General features: G+C 67.4%; 20 protein-coding genes and 1 tRNA gene. 14 read left to right on the forward strand and 7 right to left on the reverse strand.

What is annotated here, in order from left to right:
* Positions 1-5 precede the first annotated feature (5 nt).
* Positions 6-1,373, reverse strand: coding sequence for a DNA repair protein RadA (radA, locus tag F6W70_RS02035; protein ID WP_017829416.1), 1,368 nt, complete (start codon positions 1,371-1,373; stop codon positions 6-8).
* 100 nt (positions 1,374-1,473) lie between these two features.
* Here radA and F6W70_RS02040 point away from each other — a divergent pair, with 100 nt between their 5' ends.
* Genes F6W70_RS02040 through cydC form a run of 5 tightly spaced genes read left to right on the forward strand, consistent with a single transcriptional unit; the run spans position 1,474 to position 8,002 of the window.
* Positions 1,474-2,190, forward strand: a complete 717-nt coding sequence (locus tag F6W70_RS02040; RefSeq protein ID WP_151485789.1) for a helix-turn-helix transcriptional regulator — start codon at positions 1,474-1,476, stop codon at positions 2,188-2,190.
* The gene (locus F6W70_RS02045) at positions 2,177-3,592 is read left to right on the forward strand and encodes a cytochrome ubiquinol oxidase subunit I (protein WP_055865967.1); all 1,416 of its coding nucleotides are present in this window, start codon (positions 2,177-2,179) and stop codon (positions 3,590-3,592) included. Before F6W70_RS02040 ends, F6W70_RS02045 begins: the two co-directional genes overlap by 14 nt.
* A 14-nt stretch (positions 3,593-3,606) precedes the next feature.
* Positions 3,607-4,635, forward strand: coding sequence for a cytochrome d ubiquinol oxidase subunit II (cydB, locus tag F6W70_RS02050; protein ID WP_127483027.1), 1,029 nt, complete (start codon positions 3,607-3,609; stop codon positions 4,633-4,635).
* Positions 4,632-6,314: a thiol reductant ABC exporter subunit CydD gene (gene cydD / locus F6W70_RS02055; protein WP_151485790.1), complete on the forward strand. Its 1,683-nt coding sequence runs from the start codon at positions 4,632-4,634 to the stop codon at positions 6,312-6,314. The genes cydB and cydD overlap by 4 nt, the downstream gene beginning before the upstream one ends.
* Entirely contained in the window at positions 6,311-8,002 is a 1,692-nt protein-coding gene (gene cydC, locus F6W70_RS02060; RefSeq protein WP_151485791.1) for a thiol reductant ABC exporter subunit CydC, read from the forward strand. Before cydD ends, cydC begins: the two co-directional genes overlap by 4 nt.
* A 23-nt stretch (positions 8,003-8,025) precedes the next feature.
* Here the strand turns inward: cydC and F6W70_RS02065 are convergent, their stop codons facing one another.
* The gene (locus F6W70_RS02065; protein WP_055865960.1) at positions 8,026-8,802 is read right to left on the reverse strand and encodes a hypothetical protein; all 777 of its coding nucleotides are present in this window, start codon (positions 8,800-8,802) and stop codon (positions 8,026-8,028) included.
* Between the two features lie 133 nt (positions 8,803-8,935).
* On the opposite strand from F6W70_RS02065, the gene F6W70_RS02070 reads away from it, so the two are divergent.
* Both F6W70_RS02070 and F6W70_RS02075 read left to right on the forward strand, forming a co-directional pair.
* Positions 8,936-9,982, forward strand: coding sequence for a hypothetical protein (locus tag F6W70_RS02070; protein WP_151485792.1), 1,047 nt, complete (start codon positions 8,936-8,938; stop codon positions 9,980-9,982).
* A gap of 51 nt (positions 9,983-10,033) precedes the next feature.
* Positions 10,034-10,124 (forward strand) — tRNA-Ser (locus tag F6W70_RS02075).
* A gap of 182 nt (positions 10,125-10,306) precedes the next feature.
* On the opposite strand, the gene F6W70_RS02080 is transcribed toward F6W70_RS02075, so the two are convergent.
* A complete protein-coding gene (locus F6W70_RS02080; RefSeq protein ID WP_151485793.1) occupies positions 10,307-12,703 on the reverse strand; it encodes a hypothetical protein in 2,397 nt (798 codons plus the stop codon).
* Between the two features lie 266 nt (positions 12,704-12,969).
* Between F6W70_RS02080 and F6W70_RS02085 the strand changes: the two genes are divergently transcribed.
* Positions 12,970-13,389: a hypothetical protein gene (locus F6W70_RS02085; RefSeq protein ID WP_151485794.1), complete on the forward strand. Its 420-nt coding sequence runs from the start codon at positions 12,970-12,972 to the stop codon at positions 13,387-13,389.
* A gap of 98 nt (positions 13,390-13,487) precedes the next feature.
* Entirely contained in the window at positions 13,488-14,288 is an 801-nt protein-coding gene (locus F6W70_RS02090) for a hypothetical protein (RefSeq protein WP_151485795.1), read from the forward strand.
* Between the two features lie 362 nt (positions 14,289-14,650).
* On the opposite strand, the gene F6W70_RS02095 is transcribed toward F6W70_RS02090, so the two are convergent.
* Positions 14,651-15,592: a LysR family transcriptional regulator gene (locus tag F6W70_RS02095; protein WP_055865946.1), complete on the reverse strand. Its 942-nt coding sequence runs from the start codon at positions 15,590-15,592 to the stop codon at positions 14,651-14,653.
* 122 nt (positions 15,593-15,714) lie between these two features.
* Here F6W70_RS02095 and F6W70_RS02100 point away from each other — a divergent pair, with 122 nt between their 5' ends.
* The 5 genes from F6W70_RS02100 (at position 15,715) to F6W70_RS02120 (ending at position 20,465) form a co-directional block, all read left to right on the forward strand.
* Positions 15,715-16,719: a DUF1852 domain-containing protein gene (locus F6W70_RS02100; protein ID WP_055865944.1), complete on the forward strand. Its 1,005-nt coding sequence runs from the start codon at positions 15,715-15,717 to the stop codon at positions 16,717-16,719.
* A 20-nt stretch (positions 16,720-16,739) separates the two neighbouring features.
* Positions 16,740-17,777: a methionine synthase gene (locus F6W70_RS02105; protein ID WP_151485796.1), complete on the forward strand. Its 1,038-nt coding sequence runs from the start codon at positions 16,740-16,742 to the stop codon at positions 17,775-17,777.
* A 96-nt stretch (positions 17,778-17,873) separates the two neighbouring features.
* A complete protein-coding gene (locus F6W70_RS02110) occupies positions 17,874-18,170 on the forward strand; it encodes a DUF7882 family protein (RefSeq protein ID WP_017829372.1) in 297 nt (98 codons plus the stop codon).
* Between the two features lie 14 nt (positions 18,171-18,184).
* Positions 18,185-19,858, forward strand: coding sequence for a DUF7927 domain-containing protein (locus F6W70_RS02115; RefSeq protein ID WP_151485797.1), 1,674 nt, complete (start codon positions 18,185-18,187; stop codon positions 19,856-19,858).
* A gap of 34 nt (positions 19,859-19,892) precedes the next feature.
* On the forward strand, positions 19,893-20,465 hold the full coding sequence (locus F6W70_RS02120) for a hypothetical protein (RefSeq protein ID WP_151485798.1): 573 nt from the start codon (positions 19,893-19,895) through the stop codon (positions 20,463-20,465).
* A 30-nt stretch (positions 20,466-20,495) separates the two neighbouring features.
* Here F6W70_RS02120 and F6W70_RS17750 read toward each other — a convergent pair whose 3' ends face one another.
* From F6W70_RS17750 to F6W70_RS02130, 3 genes are all read right to left on the reverse strand, one after another.
* On the reverse strand, positions 20,496-20,639 hold the full coding sequence (locus F6W70_RS17750; protein WP_170287843.1) for a hypothetical protein: 144 nt from the start codon (positions 20,637-20,639) through the stop codon (positions 20,496-20,498).
* Positions 20,640-20,759: 120 nt separating this feature from the next.
* Positions 20,760-21,035 (reverse strand): hypothetical protein, encoded by a 276-nt coding sequence (locus tag F6W70_RS02125; RefSeq protein WP_314473027.1) that lies wholly within the window; start codon positions 21,033-21,035, stop codon positions 20,760-20,762.
* A 190-nt stretch (positions 21,036-21,225) separates the two neighbouring features.
* Positions 21,226-22,296, reverse strand: coding sequence for a hypothetical protein (locus tag F6W70_RS02130; RefSeq protein WP_151485799.1), 1,071 nt, complete (start codon positions 22,294-22,296; stop codon positions 21,226-21,228).
* Between the last annotated feature and the right edge of the window lies 1 nt (position 22,297).

Below are 22,297 nucleotides of genomic sequence, written 5' to 3' on the forward strand. Positions count from 1 at the left end.
TCCCGTCAGAACGGCGGGATGTCGCGATCGGAGCGGCGTGACGTGTTGCGTGCTCGCACATCGCCGAGCGCGGCGCGGAGTGTCTTCGAACGGTCGTCGACCACCTGCTCGTATCCCAGGCGTGCGGCCTCGGACCGTCGCTGCGCCGCCTGGGTGACCGGACGGATCTCGCCGGCGAGGCTCAGCTCGCCCACGGCGGCGACCGTGCGCGGGACCGAGATCTGCTGGATGGACCCTGCCACGGCGATCGCGATCGCGAGGTCGGCCGCCGGCTCGGTGAAGCGCACGCCACCGACCGTCGACACGTAGACGTCGAGACTGCCGGTGGGCACACCTGCGCGACGCTCGAGGATCGCCAGCACCATCGCCACCCGCGAGGAGTCGAGGCCGTGCACGATGCGGCGGGGGTTGGGGGCGTTGCTGGGCACCGTGAGCGCCTGCACCTCGACCGGAAGAGCACGCCGGCCTTCGAGCGAGATCGCGACGCAGGTGCCCGGCTCGGTGGCTCCCTGCGAGAGGAAGAGCCCCGAAGGGTCGGGCACCTCGGCGATGCCATCTCCGGTCATCTCGAAGCAGCCGACCTCGTCGGTCGGCCCGAAGCGGTTCTTGAGGGCGCGGATGAAGCGCAGGGACGTCTGCCTGTCGCCTTCGAAGTGGCACACGACGTCGACGAGGTGCTCGAGCACCCTGGGGCCTGCGACCTGTCCGTCTTTCGTGACGTGGCCGACGATGATGATCGGCAGGTCGCGGTCTTTCGCGATGCGGATCAGCGTCGCCGCGACCTCGCGCACCTGGCTCGGCTGCCCGGCAGCACCGTCGATCAACGACGATGAGACCGTCTGCACCGAGTCGACGATCACGAGCTGCGGCTTCACCTCGTCGATGTGACCGAGGATCGTCGCCAGGTCGGTCTCACTCGCCAGATAGAGCTCGTCGTGCAGCGCGCCCGTGCGCTCGGCACGCAGTCGCACCTGGCCGGGAGACTCCTCGGCGCTCGCGTAGAGCACACGGCGTCCGCCGCGAGCGGCCTGCGCTGCGACCTCGAGGAGGAGAGTCGACTTGCCGACGCCGGGTTCGCCGCTGAGCAGGATCGCCGCGCCCGGCACGATGCCCCCGCCGAGCACACGGTCGAACTCGCCGACGCCACTCGAGCGCCGAGGAGCATCCTGCGTCGTGATCTGGGTGATGGGCCGTGCGGCACGATCGGCCGTCGGTGCGACCGGGCCGACCCGTCGGAGGATGCCGGTCTGCGCCGCCTGTTCCTGGACGGTTCCCCACTGCTGGCACTCGCCGCAGCGCCCGACCCACTTCGCGGTCGTCCACCCGCATTCCGTGCACACGTACGCGGGTGGAGCGGGTTTCCGGGTGGCCATGCCCCCAGGCTATCGCCGGGATCAGACATCCCTATCGGCCAGGTGTTTATTCACGGCCCATCCTCTCTGCAAACTCGCAGTCTCGCGGGATACTGGGTTCATGGCCAACGGCGGGCCCGTTTGCGGGCCGATCTCGAGCTACTCCCGGGTGCAGATCCTGCACTTGCTCTTCGAAGCGGGAAGTTCGCAGACCCGAGGCGAGCTCTCGATCACCGAGCTGTGCGAGGCCACGGGGCTGCACCCCAACACGGTCCGCGAGCACCTGGGGCGCTTGATCGAGGGCGGCTACGTGATCCCGACGATCGAGCATCGCACCACGCGGGGCCGGCCGCGCACGCTGTACAGCGCCGCGACCGGAGCACCGGGCGCCTCCAGCCCCGTCGCCCGCGACAAGGCCAAGGCCGCTGCGCGCCGCGGAGACCTGATGCGGAGCATGCTTCCCGACGTGGCATCCGGTCTCGGCCGAGACGCCACGTACCAGCTCGACGCGCTCGTGGAGCACCTGGAGGAGAGCGGCTTCGAGCCCGTGCTCGACGACCAGCAGCTCACGGTCGACCTCAGCCCCTGCCCGCACGCCGCCGGACGCTCGGAAGATCGTCCGATGCTGTGCCGTGTGCACCTCGAACTCATGCAAGGCGTCCTCAACGAGGCAGGCGGACCACTCGAAGCCGAGTGCGTTCGCGATGCCGTCCTCGCCTCGGACTGCACCGTGCAGCTGCGCGACACCACCGCGTCGCTGATCGAGGGAACGGAGCCGCCGCGTCACCGCACGACGCCGCAGCACCACAGAACAGGAGTCGCGCATGGAATGGCTTGATCCGCTCGCTCTCGCCCGATGGCAATTCGGGCTGACGACCGTCTACCACTACCTCTTCGTGCCGTTGACGATCGGCATGGCGCTGGTCGCCGCGATCTTCCAGACCGCGTGGGTGCGCACCGCCAAGGTGCAGTACCTGCATCTGACCCGCTTCTTCGGCAAGATCTTCCTCATCAACTTCGCCATGGGCGTCGTCACCGGCATCGTGCAGGAGTTCCAGTTCGGCATGAACTGGTCGGACTACTCCCGCTTCGTCGGCGACGTGTTCGGCGCACCGCTCGCCTTCGAGGGCCTGCTGGCCTTCTTCTTCGAGGCGACCTTCATCGGGCTGTGGATCTTCGGCTGGGACAAGCTCCCGCAGAAGCTGCACCTCGCCACGATCTGGTGCGTCTCGATCGGCAGCATCCTGTCGGCGTACTTCATCATCGCCGCCAACGCGTTCATGCAGAACCCCGTGGGCTACACGTTCAACGAGGCGACTAACCGTGCGGAGCTGACCGACTTCTGGGCACTGCTGACCAACCCGGTCGCGCTCGCCGCGTTCCCGCACACGATCTTCGGCGCGTTCATGTTCGCGGCCGGTGTCGTGATCTCGGTCTCGGCCTGGCACCTCTCGCGCGGCCAGCACTTCGACACCATGCGCATCTCGCTCAAGTTCGGGCTGTGGGCCATGATCGTCTCGACCGCCGGCGTGGTGCTCACGGGCGACCAGCTCGGACTCGCGATGTACGCCGCGCAGCCGATGAAGATGGCCGCCGCCGAGGCGACGTTCAACACGGTGTGCGGGCCGGATGCCTCGTTCAGCATCTTCACGCTCGGCACACCGGACGGCAGCTCGGAGCTGTTCTCCATCCGCGTGCCGTATCTGCTCTCGCTGCTGTCGACCCACACGCTCGACGCGTGCGTGCACGGCATCAACGACCTGAACGCCGAGTACGCCCAGACGTACGCCTCCACCGGTCTGACCGACTTCGCCCCGATCCTGTGGATCACGTACTGGGCGTTCCGCTGGATGATCGGCCTCGGCATCGCCGCAGCGCTCGTGGCCGTCGCCGGTCTCTGGGTCACCCGCAAGGGCGCCAAGAAGCCTGTCGCCCCGTGGATGTGGAAGGTCGCGATCTGGTCGTTCCCGCTCGCGCTGGCCGCCAACATCATGGGCTGGGTCTTCACCGAGATGGGAAGGCAACCCTGGATCGTGTTCGGGCTGATGACCACGCAGGACGGTGTCTCGCCGGGCGTCAGCGGGCTCGAGGTGCTGATATCGCTCATCTCGTTCACCGCGATCTACGCGGCGCTCGCCGTCGTCGAGATCCGTCTCATCATCCGGGCCGCGCAGAAGGGGCCCGACACCGAAGAGAAGCCGCATGACGAGACGGCCCAGCTGCCGTCGGTCGTCTACTGAGAGGGAGGAGCATCATGGATCTCGCAACGCTCTGGTTCTTCATCGTCGCCTTCTTCTTCGTGGGCTACTTCGTCCTCGACGGGTTCGACTTCGGCGTCGGCATGTCACTGCCGTTCCTCGGCAAGGACGACGTCTCGCGCCGTCAGGTCATCAACACGATCGGTCCGGTCTGGGATCTCAACGAGACCTGGGTCATCGTCGCCGGCGCCGTGCTGTTCGCGTCGTTCCCCGAGTGGTACGCCACGCTGTTCAGCGGGTTCTACCTGCCGCTGCTGCTGATCCTGCTCGCACTGATCCTGCGCGGGGTGTCGTTCGAATACCGGCACCAGCGCGACAGCGTGAAGTGGAAGGCCGGCTTCGACCGGATGATCGTGATCGGCTCGGTCGTTCCCGCGCTGCTGTGGGGCGTGGCGTTCGGCAACATCGTGCAGGGTGTGGCGATCGATGAGAACCACATCTACGTGGGCGGCTTCTTCGCACTGCTGAACCCGTACGCGCTGCTGGTCGGCGTCACCACGCTGCTGCTGTTCTTCCTGCACGGCGTGCTGTTCGTGGCGCTCAAGACCGACGGGCAGGTTCACGAGGACGCACGGAACCTGGCGAAGAAGGCCGCGATTCCCACGATCCTCGTCGCTGCCGCAACCGTGATCTGGACGGTGTTCATCGCGATGGGCCGTGAGGCTCCGCTGCTCTGGCTGGTCATCGGCACCGGGGCACTCGCGGCGGTCAGCCTGATCGCGGCGGTCGGATTCTCGCTCGTCCGACGCGACGGGTGGGCGTTCTTCTCCGGCATCCTCACGGTGCTGTTCGCCGTGGTCATGCTGTTCTCCGCCCTGTTCCCGTACGTGATGCCCTCGACGATCGACCCGGCGTACAGCCTCACGATCGCGAATGCGTCGAGCACGCCGTATACGCTGCAGATCATGAGTTGGACGGCCCTGATCGCGATGCCGCTCGTGCTCGCGTACCAGGCCTGGACGTACTGGGTCTTCCGCAAGCGGGTCACCCGGAAGTCGATCGAGGGGGCTCCGGCGCACGCGTGAAACCCGTCGATCCGAGACTGCTGCGCTACGCGGGTGCCGCGAGGGTCTTCCTCGCGGCATCCGCGTTGATCGGCGTCATCCAGACGGCGGTCACGATCGCGTTCGCGTGGCTGCTGACCGACGCGATCACCGGTGCGATCGCGGGGCGCGACATCACCTCGTCGCTGCTCTGGCTGCTGCTGGCGGCGCTCCTGCGCGGACTGCTGATCGCCGCGTCCGACGCGGCAGGCACACGCGCCGCCGCGAAGACCGGGATGCAGCTGCGTTCGGCGCTCGTCGCGGCGGTCGGGAAGCTGGGCCCGGGGTGGCTGGCACAGCGGAATCAGACCGAGCTCGCGGTCACCGCAGGTCACGGGCTCGAGGCGCTCGACGCCTACTTCGCCCGGTACCTCCCGCAACTGGTGCTGACCGTGATCGCGACGCCGGTTCTGGTCGCGGTGATGTGGTGGCAGGACTGGCCGAGCGGTCTCACCGCGGTGATCACCTTGCCGCTGATCCCGATCTTCCTGATCCTGATCGGGATGGCGACGCGCACGGTGCAGACGCGCCAGTGGCAGACGCTCCAGCGCCTGGCCGCGCGCTTCGCCGACACGGTGCAGGGACTGTCGACGCTGCGACTGTTCGGACGCGATCGCCGCGCGGCCGATCGCATCGAGGTCACGGCCGACGAGTACCGCCGCGAGACCATGAAGGTGCTGCGGTTCTCGTTCCTGTCGGGCTTCGCGATGGAGCTGCTGGCCTCGATCGCCGTGGCGCTGATCGCGGTGTCGGTGGGGTTCAGACTTCTCTCCGGTGACCTGACGCTCGAGGTGGGGCTGTTCGTGCTGCTGCTCGCGCCTGAGGCGTTTTTGCCGATCCGACAGGTGGGCGTGCAGTTCCACGCGGCGTCCGAAGGAGTCGCCGCGACCGAGGACGTCTTCGACGTGCTCGACGCCGCGGGGGAGCGCACGGGGGAGCGCTCGGAGGAGAGCGCACGGATGCAGGAGCGTTCGACGGATGCAGGAGGAATCGCCGTCGGAACCTCCGACATCCGGGAATCGGTCCTGCATGTGGACCGCACGGATGAGGGAAGCCTCGTGGTCGCGGGGCTGCGCGTGCGCGATCTGCCGCCCGTGTCGTTCACGGCCGCGCCGGGGACCATCACCGTCATCGAAGGGCCGAGCGGGTCGGGGAAGTCGTCGCTGCTCGCGGCTCTCCGCGGCGCGGTCGAGTTCGAGGGGACGGCCGCCTTCGCGGGGAAGGACGTGCGGGGGCTCGCGCCGTCGGCATGGCTCGCGTGGGCGGGGCAGGCTCCCGGTCTGACCCGGGGGACCGTGGCGGCGAACGTCGCGCTCGGCGATCCGGTCCCCGACGCCGACCGGACCCGCGCCGCCCTCGACGACGCCTGCGCCGAGACCGTCGACGCCGATCTCGAGCTCGGTGTGCAGGGAGCGGGGCTCTCGGGCGGGCAGGCCCAGCGCGTGGCCGTGGCCAGGGCGCTGTACCGCCAGGCATCCGCCACCGATCGTGTGCTCGCGCTCGATGAGCCCTCGAGCGCGCTCGACCCCGAGACCGAGGACCGGCTGTGGCGCTCGCTGCGACGGAGGGCCGATGCCGGAGCCATGATCCTCCTCGTCTCGCACCGTCGCACCGCACGGGAGATCGCGGATCAGATCGTGGAGCTGGGGGTGAGCGCATGACCGCACGCCGCGCCGCAGCCGACGCCGTACACCCGCGCACCCACCGGGTCCGCGACATCCTCCGCCTCGCGCAGCCCCCTGTCGGGCGCTTCGTGCCCGGTCTCATCTGGGGTCTGCTCTCGGCCGCTGCCGCCGTGAGTCTGCTCGCGGTCAGCGGCTGGCTGATCGTGAGCGCCTCGATCGTCGACTCGCTCGTGCCGCTGTCGGTCGCCGTCGTGGGGGTGCGCTTCTTCGCGGTCTCGCGCGCAGTCACCCGCTACCTCGAGCGACTGAGCGGACACGATGCCGCGCTGCGTCAGCTCGCCTCGACCCGCGCCGACATGGTGCGCCGGTTGATCCCGCTGTCTCCGGCCGGCCTCGGCTCGACGGATCGTGGTCGGGTGCTCACGGCGCTCGTCGACGACGTCGAGAATCTGCAGAACCTTCCGCTGCGCGTGGTGCAGCCGCTCGGGGTCGCGGCCCTCGTCGCCGTCGGGGCCGTCGGTTTCGTGGCGTTCGTCTCGCCCCCGGCCGCGCTCACCCTTGCGGTGTGCCTGCTCATAGCTGCAGCCGCCGCGATCGGTCTCGGCTGGGTCTTCGGCTCCCGCGCCGAGGTGCTGGTCTCGGCGCGTCGCGCCGACCTCTCCGCCGCTCTCGTCGACTACTTCGGCAGCCTCGACGTGCTCATCGCGTACGGAGCAGAGGAGCAGGCTCGCGCGCGGATCAGCACAGCGGATGCCGCACTGAGAAAGGTCGTCGACCGCGCCTCGTTCGCGCAGGCGATCGCCGCCGGTGTGGTCTCCGCGGTCGCCGGGGCCGCCTCGGTCTGGGCGCTCGCAGCCGCGGCTCCCGGACTCGTCGACGGGTCGATCGACGGCCCGTGGCTGGCGGTGGCCGTGCTCGTGCCGATGGTGGTCTTCGAGATCTTCGGTGCGGTGCCGATCGCTGCCGCATCGTGGCGGAGCGTGCGCTCCAGCGCCGAGCGCATCGTCGACGTGCTGCCGGAGCGGATGCCGGACGAGCTGCGCTCCGACGCCGGCGACGACATCGAGATCGACGGCACCCCGGCCGTGCGTCTGCGCGGCGTCCGGGCGAACTGGCCCGGCGGTGCCCCGGCCCTGAAGGAGATCGATCTCGACCTCCGTCCCGGGGAGCGGGTGCTGGTCACCGGCCCCAGCGGAGCGGGCAAGAGCTCACTGGCCGCGGCCCTCGTCGGCTTCCTGCGCGTGGAGGGCGAGTATCTGATCGATGGGCGCGATGCCGCGGAGCTCTCGGGGCCGGCGCTGCGTCGGGTGATCGGGCTGTGCGAGCAGAGTCCGCAGCTGTTCGACGAGGACATCCGCCAGAACCTGCTCTTCGCCCGGGACAGCGCCACGGACGAGGAGCTGCTGGATGTGCTCGACCGGGTCGGTCTCGGCACCTGGGTGCGTGAGCGCGGAGGTCTGGACGAACGGGTCGGCGACCGCGGCGCGCTGGTGTCCGGCGGCCAGGCGCAGCGGATCTCCCTCGCCAGGGCGCTGCTGCGTGGGTTCCCCGTGCTGGTGCTCGATGAGCCTACGGCCGGGGTGGATCCGGAGGCGTCGGATGCGCTGCTGCGCGACCTGCTGCAGGCCGCCGGCGATCAGACGGTGCTGCTGATCTCGCACGTCGCGCCCCCGGCGGGAACCGTCGAACGCACGGTGCGGATCGAGGGCGGCCGCACGGTCTGAGGGGTGTACGCTTCTGCGACGCCTCAAGCGTTCATGTCGACGGGCGGTTCCATCACGATGCCCTGCGCTTCGAACGCGCGACGGCGCTCCTCGATGCGCCGGTGCAGCTCGACCTGGGCGGCGTCGACGAACTGCGCGTCGAGGTCAACCGTGGGCGGGTGCGGGTCGCCGTGGTTCGCGGCGATGTACGCGTCGAGCTCCGGGCCGCTGGTCCAGGACGTGATGAGCGCGTAGCGCGGCGCCGTGCCGCGGTGCCAGACCGCGTGCCAGAAGCGCTGGGTGTCGACGATGATGCGGGAGCCGGCGCGCAGGGGCAGGCGGATCTCGGTCGCCGGGTCGAAGCGGTCGGCGCGCAGGATCAGCATCGACTCGGTGTCGTCGGAGAGGTTGAAGAACCCGCGGACCACCCAGCCGGTGCCCTCTTCATTGAGGCGGTTGTTGTCGTCCTGGTGCAGGTTGTAGATCGCGTCGGCGTACTCGTTCGGCTGCAGCTCGATCACGCGGCAGCGACCGATGCCGGCACCAGGCTCCTGGGCGCGGCGCTGGAGGGTGGGGGCGATCGCGACCTGCGAGTCGACCCACACGCCATCCTTGTCGGCGCGCGGCGGCGTGTGATTCCAGAAGCCGTTGCAGTCCACGTCGCCCGCATAGCTGGTGAGCGGTGCGAAGCGCGTGACGCCGGAAGAGCGCCAGCCGACGTATTCGAGGGCGAGCCACTCGGCGGGATCGGCGGGACCGGTGTGGTCGTCGAGCACGACGTAGCCGGTCTCGGCCAGCGCGTCGGACGTGATGAAGCCCATGAAGATTGCCCTTCCCGTCATCGCTGCCCCCACAGGCGGCGGGTTATTAGGCCATCCTAACTCGAATGCCCCCGGTGTGAGCGGAGCCGTCGCCGGGGAAAAGTCCGTCGGGGTGCGTCGATATTCTGAGGACATGACTCAGCCCCAGGGCGTCCTTCTCGTGGGCAGCGTGAACTACGACGACGCCGAGACCACGATCCGTACCGCCGCGGACCTGCTCGGCACGCGACTGCGCCGCATCCCCGACGGCGAGGTCGGCAAGCGGTTCCACTGGATCATGTTCCAGCCAGACGTGATCGGCCGGGCCGAGGGCATCGAGCGCATCGGCGACGAACCCATCCCGTTCCCCGCCGGTATCGACGCCCGCGGTATACGCATCGGCGAAGGGGTGGATGTCGCGAGCATCGAGCTGCCTCCGCTCGGCTATGCCGCTGCCGCGATCGAGTCCTACGCGGTGTTCACGCGGCTCCGGGCCGAGGGCGCGGTGCCCGCCGGTGTGCGGTTCCAGGTGTCCTTGCCGACGCCGCTCGCCGTGATCTCCTCGTTCTTCCACGGCGATGACCGCGCGGCGATCGAGCCCGTCTACACCTCCGCGATCGTGCGCGAGCTCGACCGGATCCTGGCCGCCATCCCGCACGAAGACCTCGCGGTGCAGTGGGATGTCGCGAGCGAGATGGGCATCATCGAACGCGCGGCCGGCTACGGCTCCGTCATGGAGGCGTGGTGGCCCGGCGACCCGTTCGACGGTCTCGTCTCGCGCCTGGCCGTGCTGGTCGACGCGGTGCCTGCCGACGTCGAGGTGGGTGTGCACCTCTGCTACGGCGACGCGGGGGAGAAGCACTTCTTCGAGCCGCGGGATGCCGGGAATCTCGTCCGCTACGCGAACGCCGTGGTGGCCGCATCCGATCGTCCGCTCACCTGGCTGCACCTGCCGGTGCCGATCGACCATGACGACGAGGCGTACTTCGCCCCGCTCGCAGACCTCGCGCCGGTCGGCGAGCTCTACCTGGGCCTCGTGCACCGGGAGGACGGTGCGGAAGGTGCCGCCCGTCGCATCGCCGCCGCCGCCCCCTTCGCCCCCGAGTTCGGGGTCGCGACCGAGTGCGGCATCGGCCGCGCGCCCGCAGGATCGACCGAGGGCATCCTGCGCACGCACGCCGAGGTCGCCGCCGCCTGGTGACCTGCGGGTCTCGATTCGCGTGCAGGCCCCGCGTCGCGTAAGCTATTCCGCGGTGACGTGTCCGAGCGGCCGAAGGTGCAACTCTCGAAAAGTTGTGTAGGGTAACCCCCTACCGTGGGTTCAAATCCCACCGTCACCGCCATGGAAACCCCCTCCTCGTGAGGGGGTTTTTCCGTATCTGAGCGCCAGAGGGGGTGCAGGTTTCTGGCCCCTCGTTGTCGAGCGAGGTGGCGAGCACTTGCCGATCAACGCGATGATGCCGTTGTCGTCGCTCCGAAACGACAACGGCATCATCGCAGTGGTCATTCTTCACGTAGGGTGCGCCTACAGTCGAACGTTTACGACTGCTGTGCAAGCCCGCACGCCCGGAACGAGGCAGTAGAGCTTATAGAAGTCCTCGCTTGTATACGCAAGGGTGCCCTCCGAGTAGAGCGGCGACCACCAGAACTGGTGTACCGGCATCCGGTCGTGGGTGCCGTATAGATCCCATGACCGCGGGGTCAACGTCAACTTCATCTGGCCATCGATCGCCGCGGCAAACGGTTCCAGCGGGTTGGTCGCATGCGCGGTGAAGTTGATGGTCGTCGTTGACCCCGAGATCGTCCCCGTTACTGCGAGTTCGTTCAATGAGGCGGTTGTCGTGCCAACGAGCGAGCACTCCGTCGTCTGGCGGAAAAAGTTCGGCCCACAGTGCCAGCGCTTCGTTTCTCCCATGAACTTGGTGGGGAAGATCTGGGTGTCGCCGACATACGCGCGGATGTCGAACTTCGTATGAACATTGTTGACGTCCCACCACGCCCGGTTGGAGCCGTTGTAGACGATAACGGGCTTGAACGGGTCCAAGCTGTGGCCGGGCCCGACGACAACGGCCTCAGGAATGTACGCCTGGTAGGAAAAGACGAACTGAGAGCCGGTCGCTGCGGCTGCCACCGCGTCCGGGACAGCGGCCCCCATCGTCTCTGCGGCCCCTGACGTGCGTAGCGCAGAGCTTTCAGCGGCGGCCACTTCGGGGTGGAGCTCCTCGTAGGCGAGCCGTTGGCGAGCTGCGTCCGAAAGAGTCTGCCCCGGTCGGGGCAGGAACGGCTGCGTGCTCGCGTCGCCTTGGCGCGGTTGCTGCAGATCCTCCGTCCCTCGTACTCCGATTCGAGCCTGCGCCCACGGATCCTGCGTCAGGGGCAGGCTGACGGCGGCGACCGGGAGGCTGGTTCCAGCTATGGGCGTGCCCGACGTGGCTCCACACCCGGATCCCGTGAGTAGGGTCAAGTTGACGACTTCGTACGTCCACTGGACCTCTGGGTCCAATCCGGTCTCCGTGTAGCTCGTGGTGCAAGTGATCGCGACCGTCTGAGGTGGGATCGGCTCGTCACCCAGCATGGCGTAAGGGTCGAACATGGTCCGGACGATCTTCCTCGGCACGCCGGCCTCACCGAGAATGCGGAGGTTGGCTGTGCCGTTCTGAATCGTTCCGGTAATCACAGTTCCGCGATCTGCGGGCGCGTTGTACGTGTTGCTTCGGTAGTACATCCGATCGATTTCGGTGTTCGACGGGCCGAATGCCGCCAGCGTCATGTAGTCAGGTGTTCCGGGCAGAGTGATGGTGGTGCTGGTGGTGGTGGCGATGACGGAGTTGTCCCAATCGAGGACGCTGTACTTCGTCGCACCGGCCCGGGCGGTGAACGTGATCGTGTACGTGCCGGTGCCGAGAGTCGTGTTGGTGACGGTCCATGCCGGGGCGGACACTCTCGCGGTCGCAGATGGCCCTGCGGCGGCGGTGAGCTGCGCGTTGGTCGTAGCGGTGCCGACCAAAGTCAGACTCTTCAACTCCGACTTGAGCAGCTGCAGATGATAGTCGGCGGGGCTGTTCGTCGTGATGCTCGAAGCTGCACCGGCCGGAAGTGTCACTGACCCATCCGCCCGCCCAACGAGCGTGGCGAGTGCAAACGACGCAAGATCGCCGCCGGGCGCGATCGACACGCTGTTGGCGGCCCGGCCCTTTCCGTCGACGTGCAACTGCACGATGTTGTCGTAGGACGAATTCGTGGAGGTGGCGCTGTCCACGAGGAGCTCGCCGTAGTGGTCCGTGTCGTCGGTGTCGAGTTGATCGGAGACTCCGGGATCTCCGGCCAGCGTCACCTTCGGATCAGCGATCGGTGACAGGAAGTCTCTGATGGAGTTCGCCGGTTCCGCGCCAGTCATGACCAACAGGGCGCTGCTCGTCGCCGAACTATAGGAGAGAGCTGCTTCCATTGCGGGAATGTTCGAGCTCTTCGCGATGACGAAAGCGGTCGTGTCGGCGGGAGCGAGTAGCTTTGACCGCTCGAACGGGCTGTTGTTCAGGACCGCCAATTTTGCGGTCACGCGTGAATCGATTGCGTCCCGGTAGCTCTGAGGAAAATCGGTCGCGGACCCGATGAACGTCAGGCCAGTGATGTTCTTCTGCGCGACAACTGTGTTTACGGCCGCCGCGTCGGTGGCCGATGACGAGACGATCACTGCCGCACCCGAGACGTTGGCGAGTGCGGCCGCTTGCGCAATTGCTATTGGATCGCTGGCTGGGCTCACTATTCCCGTCGTGGCGTTGCCAGGATGCGTGATTGCTCGCACGTTGTCCGAAGTGATCGCGACCGTGGATCCTGTGACGAGTCGCGTGATGGGAGCGGCCTGTGCTGGCTCGGCTGATATGGTGTCTACCCCTGTGATCAATCCCGCCAGAAGAAGCACGGTGAGAATGGACGCCGAAGCTTTGCGCATAATGGACCTTTCGGACGAGAAGGCATAAGCCCTAGTCAGAGTGCTGGGATCTCGCAGCTCGTTTGGCTGCAATGCCGCGACCGCCACTTCGCTGAAGCTAGCAGAGAGCTGAAGCTCGTGTCTGTCCGCCAAACGGGGGACACCTCAGCGGTGATGATGCGTGTCCGAATGCGCTCCTGGCGTGTGTTTCTCCACCACGTGTGTATGTTGACCCTGTGAGGATTACTCGGTGGAGCGTGAGCGTTGCTGCAGCCGTCGTGTTGGCGTTGTGCCTCGCTGGTTGCCAGGCGGGCGGGGTCGAGGTTCCACCTGGCGCGGAGCAGCTTTCACCCTGCGAGATCTCAGAGATCCCCATTGACGAACTCGACGAGATGGGCACCCCCGAGTGTGACCTGGCCGGGTCATCACTGGTTCTTTCTGATGGCACACCCACGATCATGATCCCGGCAGTCGGTGCCGCATTCAGTCAAGGCGACGGCAACGGGCGTGAGTTCCGAATTGTCAACTGGGGAGTCCCCGGCGTCCACGTCGCTGCGATTGAAGGTGACCGACTGGTTGGTCTCTGGGCCAGTGGTCCCGAGGCTGAGGATCTCGCGTGGCAGCAATTGGCCGTCGAGAGAGTCGAGACGACTGAGTGGTGCGCTCAGAATTGCTAGGTTCCGGTGATAATTCGACAAGTACGTCCCAGCGAGTGATCTCGGCTCGGTGAGCGTGCTTCATCACGAACCCGCCGGTCGTGGCTACGCTGACTTCGATGAACGGTTCTGTGGAGTTCGACGGGATGATGACGCACCTCCCGGCAATATGCGGTGCCGTGAGCGGTGAGCAGGCGACGACGCGTGAGCAGCTCGTAGCCGAGCTCGCCGCCATCGGGCTGCACGAGGTGCGCTACGACGATGATGAAGACGAAGACGAGGAGGTCAGTCCGTACCTGTGGATTCACGCCCACATGACCGGAGTCGATGATGACGCGGCGGCGGAACGGCGGCTGCGGACAGCGATCTCCCGCCAAGCCGGCAAGACCATCGGATCCGACAAGCACTGGGACTTCGGCCCGTTCACGATGACCGCGCGGGTCATCGGCGGGGAGCTGGAGCTGCAGTTCACGTCGACGTACTCGCTGCGGGCGGTGCGTGCTGCAGCGAAGGACTTTCTGGACGGCGCAGACGGGAAGACCTGGCTGCTGACGCACGGGCTCATAGACGAGGGAGCCGTGCAGAACGACAAGGGATTCTGGCCGAAACCGGCAGGAGTCTCGCAGAATCCGACCGGTCGGATGTTCCCGGACGGTCGTGTGCGCGCCAGTTTGACCTTCCCCGCCAGTCGCCGGCCGCCGGGGCTGATCGCGAAGAGTGACGATGACGCGTACGTGGCGACCTTGACGTACTTGACCGAGGTGCTCGGTGAACGTGACGACCCGAGTCCGAGTCACACGCCGGTGTGGAGCCGGGGGCAGCGAAAGTTCACGTTCTACCGGATGAGTTCCTCATCCCGGTCCGTCACGTTCGAGGAGATCGCCGGGGCGCCCGAGACGGAGGACCCGGCCGGTGAATGATCTGAAGTCGGGCCTGTTCTCCTAGAGAGCTATTGATCGGCCGGAGGAGCTGCCCTTCTTCCGCATTGCACACGGGGGTACATACTCCGGTGTTCCGATCCAGATCGCCTCGGCCGGCGGAGGCCGAGTGCTCCTGGGCTCCAGCGACCGCGCCGCCGGTGAAGCGGGGTTCACGCGAGATGGCCGCAATGAGTGGCGCAAGACGGTCGACCGCTCCGACGCGAACCTGCGGATCGAGACGACGCGGACGCCGGTCCGCGCCCCTTGGCTCACATAGAGGGAGAAGCCTTCACCGCAGGGATTCCCGATCTCCGGCATCCTTGCCCGCGTGCGGCTCGGCGGGACGCTCGGCCTCGACGACCTCAGCCGAGCAGTTCCACCCCGAAGCCGGAGACGACGGTGCGCAGTTCGGCGAGGTAGCGCTGCGCCTGCTCGGTGAGGGGGATCGCCGAGTGGCCGATCCAGCCGATCTCGATCTGTTCGTCGATGTCGAGGGGGATGGCGACGATCTCGGGATCGAGGTCATCGCTGATGATGCCTGTCGAGATGGTGTATCCGTCGAGCCCGATCATCAGGTTGAAGATGGTGGCGCGGTCGGAGACGCGGATGTCCCGCGGGCTCGACAGGGTGGAGAGGATCTCCTCGGCGAAGTAGAAGGAGTTGTTGGCGCCCTGGTCGAAGGTGAGCCTGGGCACGTCGGCGAGATCGGCGAGGGTCACGCGCTCTCGAGCGGCGAGGGGGTTCTTGCGGGAGATGAAGATGTGCGGTTCCGCGACGAAGAGCGGATGGAACGCGAGACCGGAGTCGCGGAGCAGCTTGTCGATGACGTTGCGGTTGAAGTCGTTCCGGTAGAGGATCCCCAGCTCGCTGCGGAGGGTCCGGACGTCTTCGATGATGTCCCACGTGCGCGTCTCCCGCAGCGAGAACTCGTACTCCGCCGCCGAGGTCGCCTTCACCATCCGCACCAGCGCGTCGACCGCGAACGAGTAGTGCTGGGTCGACACTCCGAGCAGTCGTCGCGAAGGCGGTCGGCCGAGGTAGCGCTGTTCGAGGAGTGCCACCTGCTCAACGACCTGCCTGGCGTATCCGAGGAACTCCACGCCGTCGGTGGTGAGCGTCACGCCGCGGGCGGAGCGGAGCAGGAGCGTGCGCCCCACTCTGCTCTCGAGGTCCTTCATCGCGGCGGACATGGTGGGCTGGGCGACGTAGAGCAGGTCGGCGGCGGCGCTGATCGAGCCCTCCGCAGCGACCTCGATGTAGTACGTGAGGTGCTGCAGGGTGATGCCGCTCGAGCGCTTGGCCATAGCCCCAGACTATGTCACGGCATAGTCGCGGCGCATTACCCGATGGGGTCCCTCCGGCAGCACGATGGAGGGATCCCGTTTCGTGAGGCCGAGCCCGGCCGATCACCCTCCGATTGGCCCTCATGGCATCCGAATTCACCTTCCGCATCACGACCACCCGCTTCGACGAGGATTACTCGCCGTCGGACAACTCCCGGATCACCACGAACTTCGCCAACCTGGCGCGGGGGGAGCATCGTCAGCAGAATCTCCGCAACGCCCTGACGATGATCGACCGCCGATTCAACGATCTGGCGCACTGGGACAACCCGGACCGGGACCGCTACACCGTCGAACTCGAGATCGTCTCGGTGGCGGTGCAGTTCGCCGCGGAGGGTGAGGACCAGGAGTTCCCGCTGCTCGAGGTCCTGGACATCCATGTCCTCGACCGTCTCACCGGGTCGCGCAGCCACGGCATCGTGGGGAACAACTTCTCGTCCTACATCCGCGACTTCGACTTCAGCGTGCGACTGCCGGCGGCCAGCGAGGCCGCAGGAGGGTTCAGCGTTCCCGCCGACTTCGGCGAGCTGCACGGCAAGCTGTTCCAGCACTTCCTCGACTCGGAGGCCTATCAGGAGCGCTTCACCGTGTCGCCCGTGATCTGCATCAGCGTCTCGACGAGCAAGACCTACCGTCGCACCGAGAACCACCACCCGATCCTCGGCGTCGAGTACGAGCAGAAGGATCCCTCGCTGACCGACGAGTACTTCGGCAAGATGGGCCTCTCCGTCCGGTACTTCATGCCGCGCGGCAGCGTCGCGCCGTTGGCGTTCTACTTCCGCGGCGATCTGCTCGGCGACTACACGAACCTCCAGCTCATCGGCACGATCAGCACGATGGAGACGTTCCAGAAGATCTACCGGCCCGAGATCTACAACGCGAACTCGGAAGCCGCGAGCATCTACCGGCCGACCCTGGAGCAGCAGGATTACTCGGTGACCAAGATCGCCTACGACCGCGACGAGCGCAGTCGGCTCGCGACCGAGCAGGGGCAGTATGCCGACGCGCATCTCATGAAGCCGCACGGTGCCTTGCTCGAGCAGTGGGCCGCCGACTACTCCGACGCGTGCCTGGTCCCCGTCGGATGACCAACGGAGAATCACCGATCATGCACACACTCCTTCCCACCTCGATCGTCGGCAGTCTTCCGAAGCCGTCGTGGCTGGCCGAGCCGGAAACGCTCTGGTCTCCGTGGAAACTGCAGGGCGACGCCCTGGTTGAGGGCACGCAGGATGCGCTCCGCATCGCCGTTCAGGAGCAGCGCCAGGCCGGCATCGACATCATCAGCGACGGGGAGCAGACGCGCCAGCACTTCGTCACGACGTTCATCGAGCATCTCTCCGGCGTCGACTTCGACCAGCGGGAGACCGTGCGGATCCGCGACCGGTACGACGCCAGCGTGCCGACGGTCGTCGGCGCCGTGAGCCGAGAGAAGCCCGTGTTCGTCGAAGACGCGAAGTTCCTCCGCCAGCAGACTGATCAGCCCATCAAGTGGGCACTGCCCGGCCCGATGACGATGATCGACACCCTCTACGATCGCCACTACAAGAGCCGCGAGAAGCTGGCCTGGGAGTTCGCGACGATCCTCAATCAAGAGGCGAAGGAGCTCGAGGCGGCCGGGGTGGACATCATCCAGTTCGACGAGCCGGCGTTCAACGTCTTCTTCGACGACGTGCAGGACTGGGGCGTGGCAATGCTCGAGCGGGCGGCCGAGGGATTGCGCGCGGAGACCGTGGTGCACATCTGCTACGGCTACGGGATCAAGGCGAACACGGACTGGAAGGCGACTCTCGGCTCGGAATGGCGGCAGTACGAGAAGTCCTTCCCGCTGCTGCAGCAGTCCAGCATCGACATCGTCTCGCTGGAGAGCCACCACTCGCACGTTCCGCTGGACCTGATCGAGCTCATCCGGGGCAAGAAGGTCATGCTCGGAGCCATCGATGTGGCAAGCCACACGATCGAGACCCCGGAGGAGGTCGCCGACACCCTCAGGAACGCGCTCCGCTTCGTCGACGCCGACAAGCTCATCCCGAGCACGAACTGCGGCTTGGCGCCGTTGTCACGTGACCTCGCACGCGGCAAGCTGCGAGCGCTCAGCGCGGGCGCTGCTGTGCTTCGCGAGGAGCTCACCGCCGCCGGGGCCTGATCTACCGGGTCGGATCTCGACGGGTGCACGTCGATCCCCGATCGAGACCCGGCGCCGACACGAGATGCGGCACGCGGGAGCGCGTATTCTCAGACCATGGGAACTCTCGAGTACAACAGCTCTCGTCCTCCGATCGAGGTCGACGATGCGACGTTGGCGCACCTGAAGATCGTGATCGGCACGAAGCTCCGCCGTCACGAGAGCTTCATGATGACCTGGCTGCCCGAGGAGAAGAACCCCGCCGGCCGACTCACCATCTGGATGCATCCGGCGATTCCGCTGATCCTCGCGTTCGACGGCTCGAGGATGCCGGAGATCGACACGAAGCGGATCGAGCGCATGATGGAGAACCTCAACGCCCGCGGAGAACTCGTCCTCGACCAGCTCGGATAGGCGACATCAGCGAGGTGTCAGGGGTCTTCCGCGCGTCGGGGATCCGTCGTTCCCTCAGCCGATCCGCGCTCGCGCTCGTCGTCGGTCTCTTCGTCGGTGCCGCGAGCATCGCCGGCATCGCCGACGCCCCCGCGCTCGCCGCGGAACCCGCCCCCACGGTCACGGACATCTCGGTGGCTCCGTATGAGGCGTCGAATCCGCTGGTCCCCTCGGCTGCCCTGCCCTTTCTCGCCGTCACCCTCACTGTGGAGCGGGAACTCCCGAACGCCGGCGACACCTTCGAAGTGCGCGCGCCCGCCGGCGCCAGGGTCGTCTTGAGCGAAGACGCATCGATCGTGGATTCCTCGGGAGCGGCCCTCGTCGACGTCGTCGTGACCGCCCACGGCGCCGACGGCGACACGATGACCGGAACGTTCACCGAGGCCGCCGCGAACAGCAGGAAGATGAGCGGCACGTTCACGTTCTTCCTCCAGGTCGTCGGCAGCGGGATCCTCGCCGCCGAGGGAGGGATCTACCACGCCGAGTTCGCCGCTGACGGTGCGCGTCACACCGTCGACGTCGCCTACGGGGTGTCCATCGACCTGTTCCAGCACGTCGGTGGGCATTGGGTCCACGGTGCGACGCCTTCCTCGGCCGGGAGGTTCGTCGTCCAGACGAAGGCGGAAGGCGATTCCGCGCTCGCCGCACGGGGCGGACAGTGGGTGACCGCGAGCGCCGACCCGAGCGCTCCGTTCACTGGATCGACACCTGACTGCGACGCCGTGCAGCTGCGCGAGTTCGCCGCAGACCCCGGGCCCGTGAACATCCCCGTCAGCGGCGGCATCGTTCTCGTCGCCGGCTCCGACTACATCCTCGACTGCGACGATTCCCTCGATGGTGTCCCGGTCGTGAGCGCCACGATCCCGAACCCGATCGACGGTGCCTTCTATCTGCTCTCGTCCCCGCGCGAGGTCACGGGTGCCGTCACCTACCTCCCCGCCGACAACCCCGCGGTGCCGGAGGCCGGTCGGTTCGTGGGGCTGTTCAACACCATCGGCAGCGTCTCGGATGCACTCCACGATCCTTCGGGATCGACCCAGACGTCGACCCTGCTGATGTACACGGGGCCAAGCGCAGGCATCGGCGTCACCGAGGCGGCGTCGCCGCGACTCGACCTCGACACGACCGCATCGCCGGCTGAGGGCACGTCGCTGCGTCCGGGCGACCGGGTCGGCTACGAGTTCACGCTCACGAACAGCGGGAACGTACCGCTGACGGATGCGACCCTCACCGCCGATCTGGCATCGCTGCTGCGGGCGGCTCGCATCGATCGTCCGATCAGCGCGACCACCGGCGTCGCCGTTCTCGAGGGAGACGTGCTGCGCTGGACGGGAGCGATCGCGCCCGGAGACAGCGTGACCGTGTCGTTTTCCGCCCTGGTGATCACGGGCGGCGCAGCGATCGTCGTCGACGTGGAGGCCGCGAGCCCTGATGCTCGTGGCGGCGCCGTGCCGGTGGAGCGTCAGACGCTCACGCGCGAGGTCGTCGCTCTCCCGCCTCCGGCCGTCGCACAGGGCAACCAGGCACTTCCCGCAGAGCTCGCCCGCTCCGGCGGGGGCGGCCCCGGGGTCGTCGCGTTCGGAATCGCGCTCGCGTCGGCCGGTGCGATGCTCCTCGTCCGGAGGCGTGCGCGCCACCCGCTCGCCTGAGATCGGCGGGGACCGCCCTCCCTATAGTGGGGGCATGCACCGGCGCTCCGCTCTGATCCTCAGCCTTTCCGCCCTCCTCGTCTTGACGGGGTGCGCCACCGGCGCCGGTGACGATGCCGCAGCCCCGACCAGCGAACCCACCGCATCTCCGAGTGTCGAGACCTCAGGAGTCGATGCCGCCGCGGAGCAGCAGGCGCAGGCGTGGCTGGACGCGGCCGTGGTGCCACCGGGAGCCGTGCGCGTGGCGGACAGCCCCGCCTCGTTCAACTCGTATCAGGGGTGGCCGTGCCGGCCGGTCGCCGAGCTCGAGTGCTACTGGACCCTCGCCGACTCCACAGTCGCGGGGGCTGCCAACTGGCTGCGGGAGAACCCCACGGCAGACCTCGTCAGCACGGCGGGGGGCTCACCGTGGGAGGAGGACCCGAACCTCGACGGCGTGCTCGTGGGCTACATCCCGGCCGATGAGTCGCAGCAGGGCATCGTCTACACCGTCTCGAAGGCGGAGTCGGGCGTCGCGATCCGCGCAGAGGTCGCCGCCCTCAGCGCCTCCGCGACATGTCCGTCCCTCGCCCCCGGGGAGATGTGGGGAAAGCCCGGACAGGGCTGACCCGCCACTGCGTCTCCCGTCCGCGGACGGCTACGGCAGGTCGGCGACGTCGAGGCCTTCGTCGTCGTCGTCTTCCTCGTCGTCGTCGGAGTCATCGGTCGAGGGCATGTCGGGATCGATCCCCTCGGCCTCGACCTCGGTGGTGTCGCCGTCGTGGTTCTGCGGGTCTGACATCAGATTCTCCGATCGATGGATGTGGTGATCGATCAGTCTCGCCTCTGCGAGACGCACCCGCCTGCCCGTTGACAGGCCGGCGCGTCCACCCGGAGAATTCCGTCTGCGCGTGAACCTCCGTCAGGCGGTGGCGAGGGGTGGCAGGTGCGGGATCGGGATCGGACGACCCGCGCGGCGGGGCGCGTGGAAGCGCTGCACGTCTTCCAGCACATCGGCTGCGGACATGTAGGAGCTCGCGAGCGGGAGGTCGCGCAACCAGACGACCTCGACCTCGACGGCATCGACTTGATAGACGCAGGCGACCGTGCGCCGTGAGTCATCCTGGGCATAGCGGTGATCGAGGATCAGCCACTCGGTATCGGTGATCTTCCTCAGCTCGAATCGGGGATCGGGCATCGTGAACATCTCAACACTCCAATCGGTTGGCCGGTATCGGCGGCCGAGGAGCGCACCACCCCCGGGCGGTGCCGGTCGGGCATCCGCGCGGTCAACGGGCGCTCTTCAGCCCGCCAGAATTCAGCAGAATTGTACGTCGGAGCCGATATATTGCTCAACTCGTCCCGTGGTAGCGCAGCGATCGGGAACGCTATGCGGGAGGGATGCAGACCGACGTCGACGTCAAGTGGATCAGCCCATCGAGGCTCGAGGTGTCCTTGATGCCCACGCGTGCCACCGGAAGGCTCTCGCTGTAGCGGATGTCCTCCTGCATCGCCCGGTCCTTCGCATAGCCAGCCTGGTCCCACACCGCCAGAATCCGTTCCAGAGATCGGCTGTTGTCGTCGGTGCGGAACGCGATCTGCACTTCGCGCTGCGTGCCGGGGCCTTCCGGGCAGGGTGTCGACGACAACGGCAGCGAGGAAGAGTCCAGCGGCGCACCCGAGGCATCGACGACCGCTCCCGCAGCGGCGTCGAACGATGCGCCGATCATCTCCCTCATCGCGCCGTCGACGTTCTCCATCGTCAACTTCTCCGTTTCGGGGGAGGGGATCGGCGGGTACGGAGCCTGATCGGCGCTCCTCGCTGTGTGCAGCCCGCACTGCGGCGTGCGGTCGTCGAGAACCGGCAGCGAGAGCGACGTGCCGGAACCGGCCGTGACCCCCGCGCTCGCGACAGGGCGGTTGACGGCGTAGGAGACGGTCAGCATGCCGCGCTCTTCCGTCACGGCGTAGCCGCCCATCGAGAACGGCTGGTGCCCGTTGTCACCGGATGACCACCCGACCTGAGTGACGATGAACGCCCCGTCCTGCCGGTACACCGTGCCGCTCGATCCCATGAGGAACGAGCGCTCGACGACCACGTACCCGGTGTCGCAGCCCCTGTGCAGTACGGGCGTCACGTTCGCGTCGACCGTGAAGACCGCAGCGAGGGCAGCGAGGGCCCCGGCGCACGTGGCCAGCACGACGCCGATGACCTTCAGCGGCAGCATCCTCGGCGGCGCTTCGATGCTCCACAGGCCGACGCCGAGGGAGCCGAAAGCCAGGAGTACAGACAGAGTGAGAAGACTGAGCTCGTCGAGCGGTCCGATCAGGACGGATGCCGCCCCCGAGGAGGCAGAAGACACCGACACGACCCAGAACACGACGGCCGTGGCGCACGCGAAGACACCGCCGGCGATCCACGTGATGGTCCGCCGAGGGGGAGGCGGGGGTGGAGTCACG

The organism is Microbacterium maritypicum (assembly GCF_008868125.1).
In the GTDB taxonomy this organism is placed as follows: domain Bacteria; phylum Actinomycetota; class Actinomycetes; order Actinomycetales; family Microbacteriaceae; genus Microbacterium; species Microbacterium maritypicum.

Bases quoted from the DNA above. Each gene is read 5' to 3' on its own strand.
- radA (WP_017829416.1), bottom strand. From the start codon at position 1,373: ATGGCCACCCGGAAACCCGCTCCACCCGCGTACGTGTGCACGGAATGC.
- F6W70_RS02040 (WP_151485789.1), top strand. From the start codon at position 1,474: ATGGCCAACGGCGGGCCCGTTTGCGGGCCGATCTCGAGCTACTCCCGG.
- F6W70_RS02045 (WP_055865967.1), top strand. From the start codon at position 2,177: ATGGAATGGCTTGATCCGCTCGCTCTCGCCCGATGGCAATTCGGGCTG.
- cydB (WP_127483027.1), top strand. From the start codon at position 3,607: ATGGATCTCGCAACGCTCTGGTTCTTCATCGTCGCCTTCTTCTTCGTG.
- cydC (WP_151485791.1), top strand. From the start codon at position 6,311: ATGACCGCACGCCGCGCCGCAGCCGACGCCGTACACCCGCGCACCCAC.
- F6W70_RS02065 (WP_055865960.1), bottom strand. From the start codon at position 8,802: ATGGGCTTCATCACGTCCGACGCGCTGGCCGAGACCGGCTACGTCGTG.
- F6W70_RS02070 (WP_151485792.1), top strand. From the start codon at position 8,936: ATGACTCAGCCCCAGGGCGTCCTTCTCGTGGGCAGCGTGAACTACGAC.
- F6W70_RS02090 (WP_151485795.1), top strand. From the start codon at position 13,488: ATGAACGGTTCTGTGGAGTTCGACGGGATGATGACGCACCTCCCGGCA.
- F6W70_RS02095 (WP_055865946.1), bottom strand. From the start codon at position 15,592: ATGGCCAAGCGCTCGAGCGGCATCACCCTGCAGCACCTCACGTACTAC.
- F6W70_RS02100 (WP_055865944.1), top strand. From the start codon at position 15,715: ATGGCATCCGAATTCACCTTCCGCATCACGACCACCCGCTTCGACGAG.
- F6W70_RS02105 (WP_151485796.1), top strand. From the start codon at position 16,740: ATGCACACACTCCTTCCCACCTCGATCGTCGGCAGTCTTCCGAAGCCG.
- F6W70_RS02110 (WP_017829372.1), top strand. From the start codon at position 17,874: ATGGGAACTCTCGAGTACAACAGCTCTCGTCCTCCGATCGAGGTCGAC.
- F6W70_RS02120 (WP_151485798.1), top strand. From the start codon at position 19,893: ATGCACCGGCGCTCCGCTCTGATCCTCAGCCTTTCCGCCCTCCTCGTC.
- F6W70_RS17750 (WP_170287843.1), bottom strand. From the start codon at position 20,639: ATGTCAGACCCGCAGAACCACGACGGCGACACCACCGAGGTCGAGGCC.
- F6W70_RS02125 (WP_314473027.1), bottom strand. From the start codon at position 21,035: ATGCCCGATCCCCGATTCGAGCTGAGGAAGATCACCGATACCGAGTGG.